The 17,597-nt window shown below is 65.2% G+C and carries 16 protein-coding genes; 9 read left to right on the forward strand and 7 right to left on the reverse strand.

Translation table 11 applies throughout. The annotated features are described in order from the left end of the window. Positions 1-205 precede the first annotated feature (205 nt). A complete protein-coding gene (locus Q8S60_RS15820) occupies positions 206-1,075 on the forward strand; it encodes a uracil-DNA glycosylase family protein (protein WP_305276244.1) in 870 nt (289 codons plus the stop codon). Between the two features lie 75 nt (positions 1,076-1,150). Further along, complete coding sequence (locus tag Q8S60_RS15825) at positions 1,151-2,998, forward strand: lytic transglycosylase domain-containing protein (protein WP_305276243.1); 1,848 nt, start codon at positions 1,151-1,153, stop codon at positions 2,996-2,998. A gap of 10 nt (positions 2,999-3,008) precedes the next feature. On the opposite strand, the gene Q8S60_RS15830 is transcribed toward Q8S60_RS15825, so the two are convergent. Then, entirely contained in the window at positions 3,009-3,596 is a 588-nt protein-coding gene (locus Q8S60_RS15830) for a TetR/AcrR family transcriptional regulator (RefSeq protein ID WP_305276242.1), read from the reverse strand. A gap of 200 nt (positions 3,597-3,796) precedes the next feature. Here Q8S60_RS15830 and Q8S60_RS15835 point away from each other — a divergent pair, with 200 nt between their 5' ends. From Q8S60_RS15835 to moaB, 3 genes are all read left to right on the forward strand, one after another. Next, on the forward strand, positions 3,797-5,014 hold the full coding sequence (locus Q8S60_RS15835) for an efflux RND transporter periplasmic adaptor subunit (RefSeq protein WP_305668713.1): 1,218 nt from the start codon (positions 3,797-3,799) through the stop codon (positions 5,012-5,014). A gap of 161 nt (positions 5,015-5,175) precedes the next feature. Next, a complete protein-coding gene (locus Q8S60_RS15840; protein ID WP_305668714.1) occupies positions 5,176-8,376 on the forward strand; it encodes an efflux RND transporter permease subunit in 3,201 nt (1,066 codons plus the stop codon). A gap of 318 nt (positions 8,377-8,694) precedes the next feature. After that, entirely contained in the window at positions 8,695-9,234 is a 540-nt protein-coding gene (gene moaB, locus Q8S60_RS15845) for a molybdenum cofactor biosynthesis protein B (RefSeq protein WP_305276238.1), read from the forward strand. A 4-nt stretch (positions 9,235-9,238) separates the two neighbouring features. On the opposite strand, the gene Q8S60_RS15850 is transcribed toward moaB, so the two are convergent. Genes Q8S60_RS15850 through zigA form a run of 3 tightly spaced genes read right to left on the reverse strand, consistent with a single transcriptional unit; the run spans position 9,239 to position 11,875 of the window. Next, positions 9,239-10,378 (reverse strand): iron-containing alcohol dehydrogenase, encoded by a 1,140-nt coding sequence (locus Q8S60_RS15850; protein ID WP_305276236.1) that lies wholly within the window; start codon positions 10,376-10,378, stop codon positions 9,239-9,241. Positions 10,379-10,397: 19 nt separating this feature from the next. Beyond that, positions 10,398-10,625 (reverse strand): hypothetical protein, encoded by a 228-nt coding sequence (locus Q8S60_RS15855; protein ID WP_305276235.1) that lies wholly within the window; start codon positions 10,623-10,625, stop codon positions 10,398-10,400. 23 nt (positions 10,626-10,648) lie between these two features. Beyond that, positions 10,649-11,875, reverse strand: coding sequence for a zinc metallochaperone GTPase ZigA (zigA, locus tag Q8S60_RS15860; RefSeq protein ID WP_305276234.1), 1,227 nt, complete (start codon positions 11,873-11,875; stop codon positions 10,649-10,651). Positions 11,876-12,031: 156 nt separating this feature from the next. Between zigA and mscL the strand changes: the two genes are divergently transcribed. After that, positions 12,032-12,460, forward strand: coding sequence for a large conductance mechanosensitive channel protein MscL (gene mscL / locus Q8S60_RS15865; protein WP_305276232.1), 429 nt, complete (start codon positions 12,032-12,034; stop codon positions 12,458-12,460). A 7-nt stretch (positions 12,461-12,467) separates the two neighbouring features. Here mscL and Q8S60_RS15870 read toward each other — a convergent pair whose 3' ends face one another. Together Q8S60_RS15870 and Q8S60_RS15875 are read right to left on the reverse strand one after the other, a co-directional pair. Next, the gene (locus tag Q8S60_RS15870) at positions 12,468-13,085 is read right to left on the reverse strand and encodes a TIGR04282 family arsenosugar biosynthesis glycosyltransferase (protein ID WP_305276231.1); all 618 of its coding nucleotides are present in this window, start codon (positions 13,083-13,085) and stop codon (positions 12,468-12,470) included. A gap of 218 nt (positions 13,086-13,303) precedes the next feature. Next, positions 13,304-13,999: a TIGR04283 family arsenosugar biosynthesis glycosyltransferase gene (locus tag Q8S60_RS15875; RefSeq protein WP_305276230.1), complete on the reverse strand. Its 696-nt coding sequence runs from the start codon at positions 13,997-13,999 to the stop codon at positions 13,304-13,306. A gap of 147 nt (positions 14,000-14,146) precedes the next feature. On the opposite strand from Q8S60_RS15875, the gene Q8S60_RS15880 reads away from it, so the two are divergent. Further along, a complete protein-coding gene (locus tag Q8S60_RS15880) occupies positions 14,147-15,382 on the forward strand; it encodes a PA0069 family radical SAM protein (protein WP_305276228.1) in 1,236 nt (411 codons plus the stop codon). Between the two features lie 68 nt (positions 15,383-15,450). Then, complete coding sequence (locus Q8S60_RS15885; RefSeq protein WP_305276226.1) at positions 15,451-15,738, forward strand: GIY-YIG nuclease family protein; 288 nt, start codon at positions 15,451-15,453, stop codon at positions 15,736-15,738. Between the two features lie 205 nt (positions 15,739-15,943). Here the strand turns inward: Q8S60_RS15885 and Q8S60_RS15890 are convergent, their stop codons facing one another. Beyond that, the gene (locus Q8S60_RS15890) at positions 15,944-16,414 is read right to left on the reverse strand and encodes a MarR family winged helix-turn-helix transcriptional regulator (RefSeq protein WP_305276224.1); all 471 of its coding nucleotides are present in this window, start codon (positions 16,412-16,414) and stop codon (positions 15,944-15,946) included. Between the two features lie 253 nt (positions 16,415-16,667). Between Q8S60_RS15890 and Q8S60_RS15895 the strand changes: the two genes are divergently transcribed. Then, the gene (locus Q8S60_RS15895; protein ID WP_305276223.1) at positions 16,668-17,498 is read left to right on the forward strand and encodes an alpha/beta fold hydrolase; all 831 of its coding nucleotides are present in this window, start codon (positions 16,668-16,670) and stop codon (positions 17,496-17,498) included. Positions 17,499-17,597 lie beyond the last annotated feature (99 nt).

The following is a 17,597-nucleotide window of genomic DNA, read 5'->3' on the forward strand; positions in this document are numbered from 1 at the left end:
GGCTCCGTTATGGTGCGATTGACCCCATTGGTCAATATATTGAGGCGGATAGCGCGCGACCCGCCAGTTGCATGTTATTCTCAACAAACGCCGCGCTTCTGCCCCCGGAAAGAACGAGTGTAGAAGGGTGTTTGTGACCGTCAAACGCGACGCACCCTGTTGCAGGCGTGAACACTGTCCGGCCGCAAAGGAAACCTGATCGTCGATGAACCGTTCCGGCCCCCCTTCGGAAATGACGCCTGAAGACGCTGCCGCGCTGCTTGCCTTCTATGTCGAGGCGGGCGTCACGGACGCGCTTGGCGACGAGCCGGTCAACCGGTATGCGCTGGCGGATGAGGCGGCGCGGGCCGCGCCTGCATCCCGCGAGCCGGATGCGCCGCGCGCCATCCGTGCCGATCCGCGCGGCGATATGGCGCCGCCGCCCGCTGCCCGCGTTGCCGCGCCCGCCGCCATTCCGCTCGAGGATTCGCAGGCCGCCGAAAGCGCCCGCATCGTTGCCGCGCGCTGCAAGACGCTCGACGAACTGCGCCAGGCACTCGCGGTATTCGAAGGCTGCCCGCTCCGCTACACGGCGAAGAACCTCGTCTTCGCCGACGGCAACCCCGAAGCCCGCATCATGCTGGTGGGCGAGGCGCCGGGCCGCGACGAGGATTTGCAGGGCCTGCCCTTTGTCGGCCGCTCCGGGCAATTGCTCGACCGGATGCTCGCCGCCATCGGTCTCGACCGCACCTCCGTCTATATCGCCAACACGCTGCCCTGGCGGCCGCCGGGCAACCGCACCCCGACGCCCGCCGAACACGCCATCTGCATGCCCTTCATCGAGCGGCATATCGAACTCATGGCGCCGAAGGTGCTGCTTCTTCTCGGCGGCGTTTCCGCCAAGCAGCTCCTCCATACCGATACCGGCATCATGCGGCTCCGGGGCAAATGGACGGCGGCCCGCATCGGCGAGCGCGATATTCCGGCCCTGCCGACGCTCCACCCCGCCTATCTGCTCCGCCAGCCGGCACAGAAACGCCTCGCCTGGCGCGATCTCATGGCACTGCGCGCCTGGCTCGACACCAATCCGGACTAACTACAGCGTCCAGATTCGGCACATTCTACCTATGCGTGCTTGTCGCCGCCGTTTCGCTCATTAAGATACGCCCCCATGAACCGGGGGGCTTGCCATCCTTCCGCCGCTCTGCCGGCGGACCGTCTTTTCAGTGTGCTCGTCAGGAAGGCGGCGCTTTTCGCGCTGCCGCTCCTCGGCGCGGTGCTTTTCGCCGCCATGCAGCCGGCCCGCGCCGGCGTCCTCGTTGCCGATGCCTCGGCCGCTGGCCAGCCCGCCATGCGCATCTGGAGCCCGGAAATCCTGAGCGGCGCCGACCGCGAGCTCTACCGGAAAATCTTCGACGCCACCGAACGGGGCCGTTTCGCGGAGGCCGACAAGCTTGCCGCGCAACTGAAAGACCGTCGCCTCATGGGCTATGTGCTCCAGGCGAAATACATGGGCGCGCATTACCGGACGAGCTATGCCGAGCTGAGGGACTGGCTCGCCAAATATAACGACCTGCCGGGCGCCGCCGATATTCACAAGCTCGCGCTGAAACGGCGTCCCGCCTCCGCCGCCATGCCGGAGCGGCCGGTGCAGCGCCGCTGGCGCCAGCCCGTTCACGCCGCCTATGCGGTCGATGACGGCATGACCGGCAACCCTTCGCCGCGCTTCCGCGAGATCGACAATGAAATCCGCCGCATGGTGCGCGACGGCAAGGCCGACACGGCCCATGCCTATCTCAAGCGCCGCAATATCGGCGCCGCGCTGACGGGTACCGAACTCGACAGGATCCGCGAGCGCATCGTCGCCTCCTATTTCCTCGAAGGCGAGGACAACAAGGCCTATCTGCTCGCGAACGAGATCCTGCAAAACCATGCGCGCGAAGTGCCGCTTGCCGACTGGTATGCCGGGCTTGCCGCATGGCGGATGGACGCTTACGGCAATGCCGCGCGGCATTTCGAACGGCTCGCCCGCTCGGCCACCGTGTCCAACTGGTCGAAGGCGGCCGGCGGCTTCTGGGCCGCGCGCGCCTGGCTCGCCGACGGCGCACCCGAGAAAGTCGCGCCGCTCCTCGAACTCGCCGCCGACACCGGTCCGACCTTCTACGGCATCCTCGCCACGCGCCAGCTCGGACGCGACCTGCAGATCGACTGGGTCGAACCGCGCCTCGACGAGAAATCCTTCCGGCTGCTGACGGAAAACGACGCCGTGGCCCGCGCCGTCGCGCTGGTGCAGATCGGCCGTCGCGACATGGCGCGCGAGGAACTGGTGCGCGCGCACGCGCATATCGACCCCTCGCTCGACCAGGCGCTCATCGCGCTCGCCATCGCCTACGATCTTCCGGCCGTGCAGTTGCAGGTCGCCAATGCCGCCCATCTTCCGGCGCAGGGCGCGAAGCGGGGCCGCATTTCGCTCAATGCCGGGCTCTTCCCCGTGCCGGACTACAAGCCGAGCAACGGCTACAAGGTCGACCGCGCGCTGCTGCTGGCCTTCATGCGGCAGGAGAGCAAGTTCCAGCCGGACGCGATGTCGTGGGCGGGCGCGCGCGGATTGATGCAGATCATGCCGGCAACCGCGAGCCACATCACGCGGGACAATTCGCTGGCGCTTGCGAACAAGGACAGGCTGCTCGACCCGACCTTCAACATCACGCTGGGACAGGAATATCTCGCCGAACTGATGGGCGCGGGCGAGCCCTACGGCAATCTCTTCATGCTCACCACCGCCTATAATGGCGGCCCCGGCAATCTCAATCGCTGGCTCGCGAGCATGGATTTCAAGGGCGACCCGTTCCTCTTCATCGAGAGCATCCCGGCCGCCGAGACGCGCGGCTATATCGAGCGCGTCGTCACCAATTACTGGATCTACAGCGAGCGCCTCGGCCAGCCCGTCGGCTCGCTCGACGCCTCGGCATCGGGCACATGGCCGGTCTACGAGAGCGCGGTCGGCAGCATTCGCTGAGGGGCAGCCTCTACTCCGGCCACACCTTCATCGCCATTTCCGCCACCTGCTTCAGCTCCTTCGCCGTCGCGCCGCTTGCGGCCTGCACGGACATGCCGCGCATGACGGTGGAGATGTAGCGGGCGAGCGCGGCGGGGTTCGCCTGTTTCGGCAGGTCGCCTTCCTTCTTCGCGCGCTCCAGCCGTTTCCGGATATCGATCTCGCCCGCCTTGCGGCGCTCGGCCAGTTCCTCGCGGATGGCGCTGCTCTCCTCGCCGCCCGACAGGCCCGCCGTCACCAGCAGGCAGCCATGCGGGTGGCCCTCGTCGCATTGGCGCGAGGCCGACTGGCAGAGCAACCGTTCCACCGCCTCGCGCGCCGTCGGCGCGGCCAGCGCCTCTTCTATATAGCAGCCCTGCTGGGCCTCGTATCTGTCGAGGGCGCGGCGGAAGAGCCCCTCCTTGTTGCCGAAGGCGGCATAGAGGCTCGGCGGATTGATGCCCATCGCGGATGTCAGTTCCGACAGCGACGCGCCCTCGTAGCCCTTCCGCCAGAAGACGGTGAGGGCCTTGTCGAGGGCCTCGTCCACGTCGAAGGCGCGGGGACGTCCCATTGCCATCTTGTTCCTCCGTGTCTTTTTTTAGTTACCGATACATAAGCATCTTGATAGGCGGCCTTCAACCCCCATATGCGTAGCCTTCGATACACAAGTCGTTACAGAAGTCCCCTCATCTGCCGCCGGACCGCCCCTCCCCTCCCGGTCGTCTCCGGCAAAATATGTAGCCCGATCAAGGCCTTGTCAGGCCGAAGGAGTTTGCCATGAAGAGCTTCGCCCCCCATACCCTCCGCGGCCGTCTCATTGGCGCGGGCATCGCCGCTGCCGCCGTCGCCGGGATCGCCGGTTTCGGCCTCGCCTCCGGCGACGACGCCGAGGTCGCCGCCGCCCCGCAGGCCGTTGTCGTTTCGGTCGCCACGGTGAACGAGCGCGACGCCGCAAGCTGGGACGAGTTCTCCGGCCGGCTCGAAGCCGTCGAGCGCGTCGACATCCGTCCGCGCGTGGCGGGTGTCATCGAAGAGGTGCATTTCCGCGAAGGCGCGCTGGTCCGCAAGGGCGACCTCCTCGTCACCATCGACCGCGCCCCCTATGCGGCGGAAGTCCAGCGGGCCGAGGCCGAGCTTGCCTCCGCCAGGTCGCGCTATGCCTTCGCCAAAGTCGATCTCGACCGCGCGCGCCAGCTCGTCGGCAAGGGCACCATTTCCAGGCGGACGCTCGATGAGCGCGTCAACGTCTATGGCGAGGCGGAAGCCGCCCTTCATGCCGCCGAAGCCGCCCTGCAATCGACACGCCTCAACCTCGAATACACGGAAATCCGCGCGCCGATCTCGGGCCGCGCGGGCAAGGCCGAAATCACGGCGGGCAATCTCGTCGCGGCCGGTCCCGGCGCGCCGGTTCTCACGACGCTCGTTTCGGTGAGCCCCATCTATGCGAGCTTCAATGCCGACGAGCGGGCCGTCGCCCGTGCCCTGAAGGGTCTCTCCGGCTCGGACACCCATACGCAGGTCGACCGCATCCCGGTCGAGATGGGCACCTCCGCGATGGACGGCACGCCGCTGCGCGGCCGCCTCCAGCTCATCGACAACCAGGTCGACGCGCTGAGCGGTACGGTCCGGGTCCGCGCGGTCTTCGACAATGAGGACGGCAGCCTGCTTCCCGGCCAGTTCGCCCGCCTCCGCATGGGACAGGCCCATTCCCGGCCGGTACTCGCCATCACGGAACGGGCCGTCGGCATCGATCAAGACAAGAAGTTCGTACTCGTGGTCGATAGCGACAACCGGGTCGCCTATCGCGAGGTGACGCTCGGCGAGGCCCTGGGGCCGCTGCGCGAAGTGACGGGCGGCCTCGCCGCCGGCGAGCGGATCGTGGTCAACGGGTTGCAGCGGGTCCGCCCCGGCGATCTCGTCGAGCCGCAGTCCGCCTTGATGGAGGCCCCTGCCCTGGTCGCGGATGCCCGCGGCGAGAGCACGGCGACACGCTAGGGCCGCAGCGAACAAATCCGCCCGTGTTTGCAGCGGGTATCGGCGGGAGCTTCGGCGTATCCGAAGCCCGGCCAGCCGATGCCCGCTGCATTCATGTCCGGGCCTGAAAACCGATCGCTGGTACGGCGCAGAGGCCGCCGCCAAGCCGGAGGAACACAGCCATGAACATCTCCAGGTTCTTCATCGACCGCCCCATCTTCGCCGGCGTGCTGTCGATCATGATCTTTCTCGCGGGTCTGCTCGCCATGCCGAACCTGCCGATCTCGGAATATCCCGACGTCGTGCCGCCTACCGTCGTCGTCCGCGCGCAATATCCCGGCGCCAACCCCAAGGTGATCGCGGAGACGGTCGCAACGCCGCTCGAGGAATCGATCAACGGCGTCGAGGACATGCTCTACATGTCGAGCCAGGCCACGACCGACGGGTTGATGACGCTCACCGTCACCTTCCGCCTCGGCGCCGATGCGGACAAGGCCCAGCAGCTCGTCCAGAACCGCGTCTCCCAGGCCGAGCCGCGCCTGCCGGAAGAGGTCCGCCGTCTCGGCGTCACCACGATCAAGAGTTCGCCCGACCTCACCATGGTCGTGCATCTGATCTCGCCCAATGGCCGCTACGACATGACCTACCTGCGCAACTACGCCGTCCTCAACGTGAAGGACCGGCTCGCGCGGATCGAGGGCGTCGGTCAGGTGAACCTGTTCGGCTCCGGCGACTATTCCATGCGCGTCTGGCTCGATCCGCAGAAGATCGCCGAGCGCGGCCTCTCCGCCGGCGACGTCGTGCAGGAAATCCGCTCGCAGAACGTGCAGGCCGCCGCCGGCATCATCGGTGCCTCGCCCTCGTTGCCCGGCGTCGATCTGCAATTGTCGGTGAACGCGCAGGGCCGCCTGCAGACGGCGGAGGAATTCGGCAACATCATCATCAAGACGGGCGGCGACGGCGAGGTCACGCGCCTGCGCGACGTCGCGCGCATCGAACTCGGCGCAGCGGAATATGCGCTCCGCTCGCTCCTCAACAACAAGAGCGCCGTCGCCGTGCCGATCTTCCAGGCGCCCGGCTCCAACGCCATCCGGATTTCCGACAATGTCCGCGCCACCATGGCGGAACTGAAGGAAAACATGCCGGAGGGCGTCGATTACGAGATCGTCTACGATCCGACGCAGTTCGTGCGCGCCTCCATCAAGGCGGTGATCCACACGCTGCTCGAAGCCATCGCACTCGTCGTCATCGTCGTCATCCTCTTCCTCCAGACGTGGCGCGCCTCCATCATCCCGCTGCTCGCGGTGCCCGTCTCCATTATCGGCACCTTCGCCGTCATGTATCTCTTCGGCTTCTCGATCAACGCGCTCAGCCTGTTCGGGCTGGTGCTCGCCATCGGCATTGTCGTCGACGACGCGATCGTCGTGGTCGAGAATGTCGAGCGCAACATCGAGCGCGGTCTTCAGCCCTTGCAGGCGAGCTACCGGGCGATGCGCGAGGTCTCCGGGCCCATTATCGCCATCGCGCTCGTCCTCGTCGCGGTCTTCGTGCCGCTCGCCATGATCTCCGGCCTCACCGGGCAATTCTATCGCCAGTTCGCGCTCACCATCGCGATCTCGACGGTGATCTCGGCGATCAACTCGCTCACGCTCTCGCCCGCCCTCGCCGCGCTGCTGCTCAAGGGCCACGACGCGCCGAAGGACGCGCTCACGCGCTTCATGGACCGCTGGCTCGGCTGGCTCTTCCGCGGCTTCAATGCCGTCTTCTCGCGCGGCTCGGAAGCCTATGGCACCGGCATCGCGAAGGTGCTCACGCGCAAGACCGCCATGATGGGCGTCTATCTCCTGCTGGTCGGCCTCACCTTCATCGTCTTCCGCGCGGTGCCGGGCGGCTTCGTGCCGGCGCAGGACAAGCAGTATCTCGTCGGTTTCGCGCAACTGCCGGAAGGGGCCACGCTCGACCGCACGGAGGATGTCATCCGCCGCATGGGCGAGATCGCGCTCGACCAGCCCGGCGTCATCAACGCCATCCAGTTCCCCGGCCTGTCGATCAACGGCTTCACCAACAGCGCCAATGCCGGCATCGTCCTTCTCGGCCTCGATGCGTTCGACAAGCGCAAGGATCCCGCGCTCAGCGGCTTCGCCATCGCGGAAGAGCTGAACAGGAAGTTCGGCGATATCCAGGAAGCCTATATCGCCATCTTCCCGCCGCCGCCCGTGCAGGGCCTCGGCACCATCGGCGGCTTCAAGCTGCAGATCGAAGACCGGGCGGGGGGCGGCTACGACGAGCTCAACTCGGCCGTGCAGGCCTTCCTTGCCGGTGCCGGGAAGGCGCCGGAACTGACCGGCCTCTTCACCAGCTATCAGGTCAACGTGCCGCAGCTCTATGTCGATCTCGACCGCACGCGCGCGCGCCAGCTCAACGTGCCCGTGACGAGCGTCTTCGAGACGATGCAGATTTATCTGGGCTCGCTCTATGTGAACGACTTCAACGCCTTCGGCCGTACCTATTCCGTGCGCGTGCAGGCGGATGCGCAATACCGCGCGCAGCCGGAGGACATCGGCAGGCTTCAGGTGCGCTCGAACTCGGGCGAGATGGTGCCGCTCTCCGCGCTTGTCCGCGTCGAGCCGAGTTCGGGGCCGGAACGCGCCATGCGCTACAACGGTTTCCTGTCGGCGGATGTGAATGGCGGGGCCGCGCCCGGCTATTCGACCGGCGAGGCGCAGGCCGCCGTCGCGCGCATCGCGGCCGAGACGCTGCCCAAGGGCTTCGAATATGAATGGACCGAGCTCACCTATCAGGAAATCCTGGCGGGCAATTCCGCGATCCTCGTCTTCCCCATTGCGATCTTCCTCGTCTTCCTGGTGCTCGCCGCGCAGTATGAAAGCCTGACGCTGCCGCTCTCGATCATCATGATCGTGCCGACGGGTCTTCTCGCCGCGATGACCGGCGTCTGGCTCTCGGCGGGCGACAACAACGTCTTCACGCAGATCGGCCTCATCGTCCTTGTCGGGTTGTCGGCGAAGAACGCGATCCTGATCGTGGAATTCGCGCGCGAGCTGGAATTCGCGGGGCGCACGCCCGTCGCGGCCGCGCTCGAGGCGAGCCGCCTTCGCCTGCGGCCGATCCTGATGACGTCCATCGCCTTCATCATGGGCGTGCTGCCGCTCGCCACATCGTCGGGCGCAGGCTCGGAGATGCGCAACGCGATGGGCATCGCCGTTCTCTCCGGCATGCTCGGCGTCACGCTTTTCGGCATCTTCCTCACGCCGGTCTTCTACGTGCTGCTCAGGAAGCTCGCCGGCAACAGGAAGCTGCGCCAGCACGGCGAGGCCATCGACTTCGACGCGCCGGACGGGCATCCCATGCCCGGCCAACATTGAATGTTTGTCACGCAGATTGGAATCGTTCTTGAAAATACGGCAGGACATCCCATATCTGTAGCGTCCGCTAATAAAGAGGAAACCTCCTCTCCCTGCCCGGGCGCGATTCCGGGTCAGCGTCCCCCTCCCCCCGAGGCCCCCATGGACGCTGCTCCGCGCCGGGCAGCAGCCGCCGCGCCGTCTTCATGGCTGATGGCGCGGCGGCGACGGCGGGACTTATGAAAACAATTCGGTTATAAGCTGCCATTCCCTTACGGAAAGCCGCCCCCACCACATCGGGGCCCCTCCAACAGGCCCCCATCACAGGCGAGTATCCCCATGTCCGGCATCGATACGTCACGCGAGTTCATCCCCCTCAACATCGCTCTTCTCACCGTCTCCGACAGCCGCACGCCGGAGACCGATGCATCGGGGGACGTGCTCGCCGAGCGCATCGGAAAGGCCGGACACAATATCGCCGCGCGGCAGATCGTTTCCGACGACATCGTGCTCATCCGCAGGCTGCTCAAGCAGTGGATCGCCGACAGCCGGATCGACGTCGTCATCTCGACAGGCGGCACCGGCCTCACCGGCCGCGACGTGACGCCGGAAGCCTTCAAGTCCGTCTACGACAAGGAGATCGAAGGCTTCGCGGCCGTCTTCCACCGCATCAGCTACGACAAGATCGGCACCTCGACCATCCAGTCGCGCGCGACCGCCGGCGTCGCCGACGGCACCTACCTCTTCGCGCTGCCGGGCTCGCCGGGCGCCTGCAAGGACGGCTGGGACGAAATCCTCGTCCACCAGCTCGACCACCGCTTCCGCCCCTGCAACTTCGTCGAGATCATGCCCCGCCTCGCCGAGCACAAGCGGAAGTAGGCGATCAGCCGGCGACTGCCTCCTCGAAGAGGCGGACATAGTCGTCGCTATTGGCGGCGCGGGGATTGGTGAAGGTGCAGACGTCCCGGGCCGCATGTTCGGCGAGATAGTCGATCATGTCGCCGGTCACGCCCATGGCGCCGAGATTCGCGGGCAGACCCAGACGAATATTCAGCGCGGTAATCTCCTCGGAAACATCGGCGCCGCCGGGCAAGCCCATCGACGTCGCGATACGCTCCAGCGCCGGTCCGATCTGTGCGTGATTGAAGCGCAGCACCGTCGGCAGGCAGACCGCATTGAGCGTCCCGTGATGGAGGCGCAGTCCCGGCAGCGCCCCGCATGCATGGCTCATCGAATGCACGGCGCCGAGCCCCTTGGTGAAGGCCATCGCGCCTTCGGTCGACGCCATCATCATGTTCCAGCGGGCATCCTTGTCGGCCCCGTCCGCCACCGCACGCTCAAGAAATCCCTGTCCAAGCGCACGCCGGATGCCGTCGAGGCCCACGGCGTCGGCCGGCGGATTGACCTGGCGCGAACAGACGGCCTCGATGCAATGGACGACCGCATCCATGCCGGTCGCGGCGGTCAGCAGCGGCGGCAGGCCGAGCGTCAGATCGGGATCGCAAATGGCGATGCGGGGCACCAGATGCTTGCTTGCCAGGATGAGCTTTTTGCCGTTCGACATGATGACGACGGCGCCGGTCGAAACTTCGCTTCCCGTCCCCGCCGTGGTCGGCACGGCGATCAGCGGCGCGACCGCGCCGATCTTCTGCGCGCCGCCGCGTCCGGCGGTGAAGTCGATCAGATTTCCTTCATGCGTGACCGCGAGCGCCACCGCCTTGCCGAGGTCCATCGACGAACCGCCACCGACGGCAACGATCCCGTCGCAACCCGCCTCGCGGTAAACCCCGGCGGCGGCCAGAACGGCCTCTTCGGTCGGGTTCTCCGGCGTATCGTGGAAGATGGTCAGGGCGAGTTCGTTCGAGAGCGCGCCGCGCACCCGGTCGACGATGCCGGCGCGGACGAGCCCCATATCGGTGCAGATCAGCGGGCGCGAGATGCCGTTCGACTTCAACGCAGCCCCAAGCTGCGCCAGTGCGCCGTGATCGAATATGGCCGTCGTGCAGAATGTCAGCGTTGCCACCGAATATCCCCTTTTCGTTTCAATACGGGTGTTCGCTTGTCGGCCAGTCCTGCGCGAGCGCGGTGTCCGAATGGTCGAAGCGCGCCAGGAAGAGCCGCCACAGCATTTCGTCCGGCCCCTCGTCCAGGAGCTTCAGCCTCAACCGCAGCGACGGGCGCGTGAGTTCGCCCTCGCGGAACCGTTCGATCAGGTCGATAAATTGCATCGCCTGTTCGCGCGACAGCTGTACGGATTGAATTGCACTCATCGGCTCAACACCCGCAGCCGCCATCAGGCCGCCGCGTCGCTGCGCCATTCGGGGAAGGGATCGGGCAGGCGGTCCCACGACTTGAAGTCGAATTTCGGTTTTTCATCCGAGCCGAGCAGGCAGGCATCGAGTTCGGCCCTTATCCAGGCCTCGTCCATGTCGCGGCCGATAAAGACCATCTCCTGCCGGCGGTCGCCCCAGACCTCGTGCCAGTTCCGGTCCAGATGCGCGCGCCATTCCGGATTTTCAGGCCAGCGTTCGCGCGGCAGCGCGTCCCACCAGAAGCCGATCGCCTCGTTGCGGACAAGCGCGCCCGCCTGGCTCATCTCGCCGACCCAGTGCGGCCGCGTCGCCAGCCAGAAATGCCCCTTGGCGCGAATGACGCCGGGCCAGTTCGCATTCAGGAACCTGTGAAACTTTGCGGGATGGAACGGCCGTCTTGCGCGATAGACGAAGCTCCTGATGCCGTATTCCTCGCTCTCCGGCGTGTGGTCGGCGAAACCGAAGAGTTCCTTGTACCAGAGCGGATGTTGCTGCGCCTTTTCGAAGTCGAAAAGCCCGGTGTCGAGAATGCGGGCGAGCGGCGCGCGTGCGAAATTCGTCTCGACGATCTCCGCATCGGCATTGAGCGCGCGGATGATGCTGCGCGCCAGTTCCAGGTCCCGGGGCGTCGAGGCATCGACCTTGTTCAGCACGATCACATTGGCGAATTCGATCTGTTCGACCAGCAGGTTGACCAGCGAGCGGTTGTCGTCTTCGCCGAGGCTTTCGCCGCGGTCGCGCAGGAAATCGGCCGAGGCGTAATCCTTGAGCAGGTTCGCCGCATCGACCACCGTCACCATCGTGTCGAGCCGCGCGACGTCGCCGAGGCTTTCGCCCGCCTCGTCGCGGAAGTCGAACGTCGCCGCCACCGGCAGCGGTTCCGAAATCCCGGTCGACTCGATCACCAGATAGTCGAAGCGGCCCGCTTCCGAGAGCGCGCGCACTTCCTTCAACAGGTCGTCGCGCAGCGTGCAGCAGATGCAGCCATTGGTCATTTCCACAAGCTGCTCTTCCGAGCGCGTGAAGGCCGCGTCGCCGGCGCGCACGAGGTCGGCGTCGATATTGACCTCGCTCATGTCGTTGACGATGACCGCCACGCGACGGCCCTCGCGATTGTTCAATATGTGGTTGAGCAGCGTCGTCTTGCCCGCGCCGAGAAAGCCGGACAGGACGGTGACGGGAAGTTTCCGCTCGGACATGGAACGCATCTCTCGGCCCCGGATTACTGTTATGTTATAACATAACAATTAATATGATCGGGCTGGATCATGCAAGCCCCCGTCGGCGTTTTCTTCGTTGTACCTTGCCGTTCCACGCGGCACGATTTCCGCCAGGGCGGGAATCACCACCGGGAAGAGGCCAGCATGTTCAAGGAATTTCGCGAATTCGCCCTCAAGGGCAATGTGCTCGACATGGCGGTCGGCATCATCATCGGTGCCGCCTTCACCACCATCGTGCAGTCGCTCGTCAACGACGTGCTGATGCCGCCCATCGGCGTGCTCATGGGCGGCGTCGATTTCACCGACTATTTCGTCGCGCTGACATGGAGCGAGGTCGCGCCCGTCTCGGTCGATGCCGCCAAGGAAGCCGGCATTCCCGTCATCGCCTATGGCCGCTTCATCAACGCGATCATCCAGTTCGCGATCGTCGCCTTCGCGCTCTTCCTCGTCATCCGCCAGATGAACCGCCTCAAGGACCGCATCGCGAAAGGAGAGGCCCCCGCGCCCTCCGCCCCGCCACGCCAGGAAGTCCTGCTGGAAGAAATCCGCGACGCGCTCCGGGCGAAGGGCTAGGCCCTTTTCATCCTGAAGGGGTCGAGGTCTTGCGCTTCCATTTCGCGTAATCCGCGCCCGTGTCGATGTCCGGCAAGCTCTCCAGCATCGCCACGCTCATGCTCTGCCTACGGACATTCGCCACCGTGTCCGCCAGCGCATGTTCGCTCGACCAGCGCACGCCCTCGAAAATGTCATGTATGCGCGGCCGCCGCTTCAGGCCCACCAGCCAGTAGCCGCCATCCTCCGCCGGGCCGAACACCGCATCGTGCTGCCCCAGCGCCGCGAAAGCCGCCGCCACATGTTCCGCGCCGATGCCCGGAATATCCGCGCCGACAATCACCACGGGGCCCGGCGGCAGGTCGCGGAAAAGCCGTCCCATGCGGTGGCCGAGATCGCCCGGCCCCTGCGCGATGCGCGGAATGCCCTCCGGCCAGATGCCCTTCTCATGCACCGCCCGGTCCGGCGCCAGCGCCAGCACGGTCCGCCAGCGCGGATCGCCGCCGACGCGCCGGATCAGCCCCGCGCTCGCCCCGCGAAAGAACCGCAGTGCCTCGACGCCGCCAATATCCCGCGCCAGCCGCGTCTTCACACGGCCGATCAGCGGCGTCTTCGCCATGATGACGAGTTGCGGATCGAGGGACATGAGGTTGGAGACTTCCGTTTTTTCTTCCCACCCTCCCCCTGTGGGAGGGTCGACAAAATTCGAGCGGGACGCGAAGAATTTTTCGGGGAGGGGATGCAGCGGAAAATGTGAAAAATGACGGCCGATATAGCCGCGATGTCCCTACCCCTCCCCAAACGGCTTGCAGCCGTTTGACCCTCCCACAGGGGGAGGGTGGGAAATCAAGAAAGCCGTCTCCCTCACCCGTACATCCGCGCAATCACCCTTGGCGGCACGTGCAGATAATAAAGAGCGAGGCAGAAGAGATTGCGGAAGGAGCGCGCGACGAAGCCTTCCTTCAGGTAGCGCGCCGGGCTCGTCACGGCGAGCGTCCGCATCATGACGAGGCGGCGGCGCGGAATGCGGCGGACGAGATCGACATCCTCCATCAGCGGCAGATCGCGGAAGCCGCCCACGCGGTCATAGAGCCTGCGGTTCACCAGCAAGCCCTGGTCGCCGTAAGGCAGCCTGAACAAAAAGCAGCGCAGCCCCACCATCCGCTCGATGAAGCGCGCCCAGCCGGAAAAATCGTCCAGTGCGAAGCGGAACGCCGCCGCCATCTCGTGGTCGCGGAAGCGTCCGCTCTCGATCTGTTCGAAGAACTTCTCGACTTCGGAAACCCAGCCGGGTTCCAGCACCGTGTCGGCATGGAGAAAGAGCAGCCAGTTGCCGCGCGCCGTCTTCGCGCCCGCCATGAGCTGCGTGCCCCGGCCGCGCTCGGCCTTGATGAGCTTCGCCCCCGCGGCCTCGACGATCTCCAGCGTCTCGTCGCTGGAGCCGCCATCGACCACGATCACTTCCTGCACCAGTCCGCGCACCGCCGCCGGCACCAGCGGCGCCAGCGTCCGGGTCAGGGTCTCTTCGGCATTCAGCGTGGGAATGATGACGCTCAACATGGCGCGCATCATAGCGATCCAAAGGTTTTAGCCAACTGACGGCGCGGCCATTCCCGTGGAGAAAGCGCCTCTCCTTCCCGCCCTCCCCCTGTGGGGGTGAAGAACAATGTTCTTGTTATGTTCTCATGCTGCGCTATACTCAATTCCATGACGATGAGTCGCGACATAGCGCCCCCCGGCCGCCCCGTCCGCGCAAATGCCAATTCCCCGGTTGGCGCGCGTGACGTTCAGCGGTCCCGCGGGCTCCCGGACCACAGCCCCTCCCCCCGTGGGGCCGCCCTCGTACCCCCGAGCGTCCGCGAGCCTATTCTGCCCGAGAGCGGCCGCCGCGGCCGGGGCGCGCTTACCAACAAGAGTGGCCGCTACGAGCCGCAGTCCCGCACGCAACTGGACGACGGCTGGGACACGATCGAGGAGGCGCCGCCGCCCCTCAAGACCCATGTGACGGAAGAGGCCGCGCGCAACATCATCACGCGCAATGCCTCGCCCGATATCGGTTTCGACCGCTCGATCAATGCCTATCGGGGCTGCGAGCATGGCTGCGTCTACTGTTTCGCGCGGCCCACCCATGCCTATATGGGCCTGTCGCCCGGGCTCGATTTCGAGAGCAAGCTGTTCGCCAAGCCGAACGCGGCGGAGCTTCTCCGCAAGGAGCTCGCGAAGCCCGGCTACAAGGTCGCGCCCATCGCGATGGGCACCAATACCGATCCCTACCAGCCGATCGAGCAGCGATACCGCATCACGCGCAGCCTTCTCGAAGTGCTCTCGGACTACAATCACCCGGTGACGATCCTCACGAAGTCGGCGCGCATCACGCGCGACCTCGACATCCTCACCTCGCTCGCTAAGCGCAACCTCGTCCGCGTCGCGCTCTCGGTCACGACGCTCGACCCGAAACTCGCCCGCGCGCTCGAGCCCCGCGCCTCCGCGCCCGCGCGCCGCATAGAGGCGATCCGCATTCTCTCCGAAGCCGGCATCCCCACCGGCGCCATGATCGCGCCGATCATTCCCGCGCTCAACGACGCCGAGATCGAAAAGCTTCTCACCGGCGTCGCCTATGCCGGCGCCGAAAGCGCCAACTTCGTCATCCTCCGCCTGCCGCTCGAAATCCGCGACCTCTTCGTCGAATGGCTGGAGGAACATGTGCCCGACCGCGCGTCCCGCGTCATGTCCCTCATCCGCCAGATGCGCGGCGGCAAGGACTACGACAGCACCTGGGGCGAACGCCAGTCCGGCACCGGCCCCTACGCCTGGCAGATCGCGCGGCGCTTCGAAATCGCCTCGAAGAAACTCGGCCTCGACAAACGCCCCCTGGAATCCCGCGCCCTCGACTGCTCCCAATTCATGGTCCCCGGCAGAGGCAAGCAACTGGCACTGCTTTGAGGGAGCAAAACTAAAAATAAAGTGTCACCCCGGCGAAAGCCGGGGTCCATGTGCGGAACGGCAAACAGATGAGTTACTTCGTCTACATCCTCACCAATCAACGAAACGGCACTCTCTATGTCGGCGTGACAAACGACATCGCGCGGCGCGCATGGGAACATCGCGAAGGAACAGGTTCGCAGTTCACCCGGAAATACGGCGTGCATCGTCTCGTCTATGCCGAAACGCATGACGATGCGGAGCAGGCCATCCGAAGGGAAAAAGCGCTCAAGGAATGGAAGCGAGACTGGAAGATCGAGTTGATCGAAGGCGCCAATCCGAACTGGAACGACCTCACCGACACGCTGAACCGGTAAGCCCATGGACCCCGGCTTTCGCCGGGGTGACATCTTTAGGTTGGATGTAAAAATAACCTGTCATCCCGGCGAAAGCCGGGATCCATGGGCTTCCATCCCGATAACGAGGCATGAAAAGGCATTCCGGTAAAATCCGGCATTCCCCTTCCCCGCACGCCGGACTCGCGGCACACTCCGGCCCATGCCGCTGCCCGCGAAAAACCTCTCAGTCACCTTCCTTCGGGACGGGGGCAATCAACCGATCGTGCAGCTTCCGGATGCTCTCATTGAGCTGGCCTAGTTCGTCCTCGGACAGACCAATCCGCGCGGCCAGGTTGGCGCTCACGCGGCCGGCCACTTTCCGCAACTCCCTGCCCTTGTCCAAGAGGCCGATCATGACCTGACGCTCATCCTCCGGATTGCGGATGCGGGTGAGATAGCCGCCGGCTTCGAGCCGCTTCAGCAGCGGGGTCATGGTGCTGGTCTCAAGCCGGAGCTGGGCGGCGAGTTCGCCGACGGGCCGGTTGTCCCGCTCCCAGAGAAGGTTGAGCACCAGATACTGCGCATAAGTGATGCCGAGTTCATCCAGCACGACTTTATGAATGCGCTGGATTTCGAGGTTCGTTCCATAAATCCAGAGACAGATGTGATCGTCGAGCGGCGGCGGAAAGTCGGGCTTCGGATTGCGCTTGGTCATCTCTCTCATTCCTCACTTGTAACGTCAGGCAAACTTTTATCGCGAAATTCTCTATCGCGATAGAAATAATTGTTGACGAGAAAAGAGCAACCCCCTATCTGTTCCTTATCGCGATAACAATTATCGCGGCATATTTAAGGAGCTCAAAATGCTGAAATCCCTTCTTTCCGCGGTCGCCCTGATCTCCCTTGCGGCCTGCGACGCCCCTGCAACCAATTCCGGCTCCAAAACCTCAACTCAGGAAAATACGCACATGTCCACGATCACCACCAAGGACGGCAACCAGCTCTATTACAAGGATTGGGGCCCGAAAGACGCCCAGCCCATCGTCTTCCACCATGGCTGGCCGCTGACCTCCGACGACTGGGACAACCAGATGCTGTTCTTCCTCTCGAACGGCTACCGTGTGGTCGCCTTCGACCGCCGCGGCCAGGGCCGCTCGACCCAGACGGACACCGGCCATGACATGGACACCTTCGCGTCCGATACGGCCGACCTCGTCGCCGCGCTCGACCTGAAGAACACGGTTCAGATCGGCCACTCCACCGGCGGCGGCGTTGTCGCCCGCTACGTGGCGCAGGCAGAGCCGGGCCGCGTGTCCAAGGCCGTCCTGATCGGCGCTATCACACCGATCCTCGGCAAAACGGAATCGAACCCCACCGGCATCCCGCTGGAAGTGTTCGACGGCTTCCGAAAGGCGCTGATCGACAACCGGTCGCAGTACTATCTCGATCTGCCCTCCGGCCCGTTCTACGGCTTCAACCGCCCGGGCGCGGAAGTCAGCCAGGGTCTGATCCAGAACTGGTGGCGCCAGGGCATGGCCGGCAGCGCGAAGGCGCAGCTCGACACGATCACGGCCTTCTCGGAGACGGACTTCACCGAAGACCTGAAGGCAATCACTGTGCCGGTTCTCGTGTTGCACGGTGAGGACGACCAGATCGTGCCGGTCGATGAAACGGCGCGCCGGGCGGTTGCCCTGCTCCCGAATGGCAGCCTGAAGACCTATCCCGGTCTGCCGCATGGCCTCTTCGCCACCCATCCGGACGTGGTCAACGCCGACCTGCTGGCGTTCATCCGGAACTGAGGCAAACCCTCAACCGGATGGAAGCCGGGCCGCAGCAATGCGGCCCGGTTTTTCTATAACCTGATGAAAGCGGGAGAGGATCGCCGGCCTTCCCTCTCC

The organism is Parvibaculum sp., assembly GCF_030694575.1.
GTDB lineage: Bacteria > Pseudomonadota > Alphaproteobacteria > Parvibaculales > Parvibaculaceae > Parvibaculum.

Excerpts from the sequence above, each read along its gene's own strand:
- Q8S60_RS15840 (WP_305668714.1), top strand. The coding sequence starts at position 5,176 with ATGAACATCTCCAGGTTCTTCATCGACCGCCCCATCTTCGCCGGCGTG.
- Q8S60_RS15825 (WP_305276243.1), top strand. The coding sequence starts at position 1,151 with ATGAACCGGGGGGCTTGCCATCCTTCCGCCGCTCTGCCGGCGGACCGT.
- moaB (WP_305276238.1), top strand. The coding sequence starts at position 8,695 with ATGTCCGGCATCGATACGTCACGCGAGTTCATCCCCCTCAACATCGCT.
- Q8S60_RS15885 (WP_305276226.1), top strand. The coding sequence starts at position 15,451 with ATGAGTTACTTCGTCTACATCCTCACCAATCAACGAAACGGCACTCTC.
- Q8S60_RS15890 (WP_305276224.1), bottom strand. The coding sequence starts at position 16,414 with ATGACCAAGCGCAATCCGAAGCCCGACTTTCCGCCGCCGCTCGACGAT.
- Q8S60_RS15835 (WP_305668713.1), top strand. The coding sequence starts at position 3,797 with ATGAAGAGCTTCGCCCCCCATACCCTCCGCGGCCGTCTCATTGGCGCG.
- mscL (WP_305276232.1), top strand. The coding sequence starts at position 12,032 with ATGTTCAAGGAATTTCGCGAATTCGCCCTCAAGGGCAATGTGCTCGAC.
- Q8S60_RS15870 (WP_305276231.1), bottom strand. The coding sequence starts at position 13,085 with ATGTCCCTCGATCCGCAACTCGTCATCATGGCGAAGACGCCGCTGATC.
- Q8S60_RS15895 (WP_305276223.1), top strand. The coding sequence starts at position 16,668 with ATGTCCACGATCACCACCAAGGACGGCAACCAGCTCTATTACAAGGAT.
- Q8S60_RS15820 (WP_305276244.1), top strand. The coding sequence starts at position 206 with ATGAACCGTTCCGGCCCCCCTTCGGAAATGACGCCTGAAGACGCTGCC.
- zigA (WP_305276234.1), bottom strand. The coding sequence starts at position 11,875 with ATGCGTTCCATGTCCGAGCGGAAACTTCCCGTCACCGTCCTGTCCGGC.
- Q8S60_RS15855 (WP_305276235.1), bottom strand. The coding sequence starts at position 10,625 with ATGAGTGCAATTCAATCCGTACAGCTGTCGCGCGAACAGGCGATGCAA.
- Q8S60_RS15830 (WP_305276242.1), bottom strand. The coding sequence starts at position 3,596 with ATGGCAATGGGACGTCCCCGCGCCTTCGACGTGGACGAGGCCCTCGAC.
- Q8S60_RS15875 (WP_305276230.1), bottom strand. The coding sequence starts at position 13,999 with ATGTTGAGCGTCATCATTCCCACGCTGAATGCCGAAGAGACCCTGACC.
- Q8S60_RS15880 (WP_305276228.1), top strand. The coding sequence starts at position 14,147 with ATGACGATGAGTCGCGACATAGCGCCCCCCGGCCGCCCCGTCCGCGCA.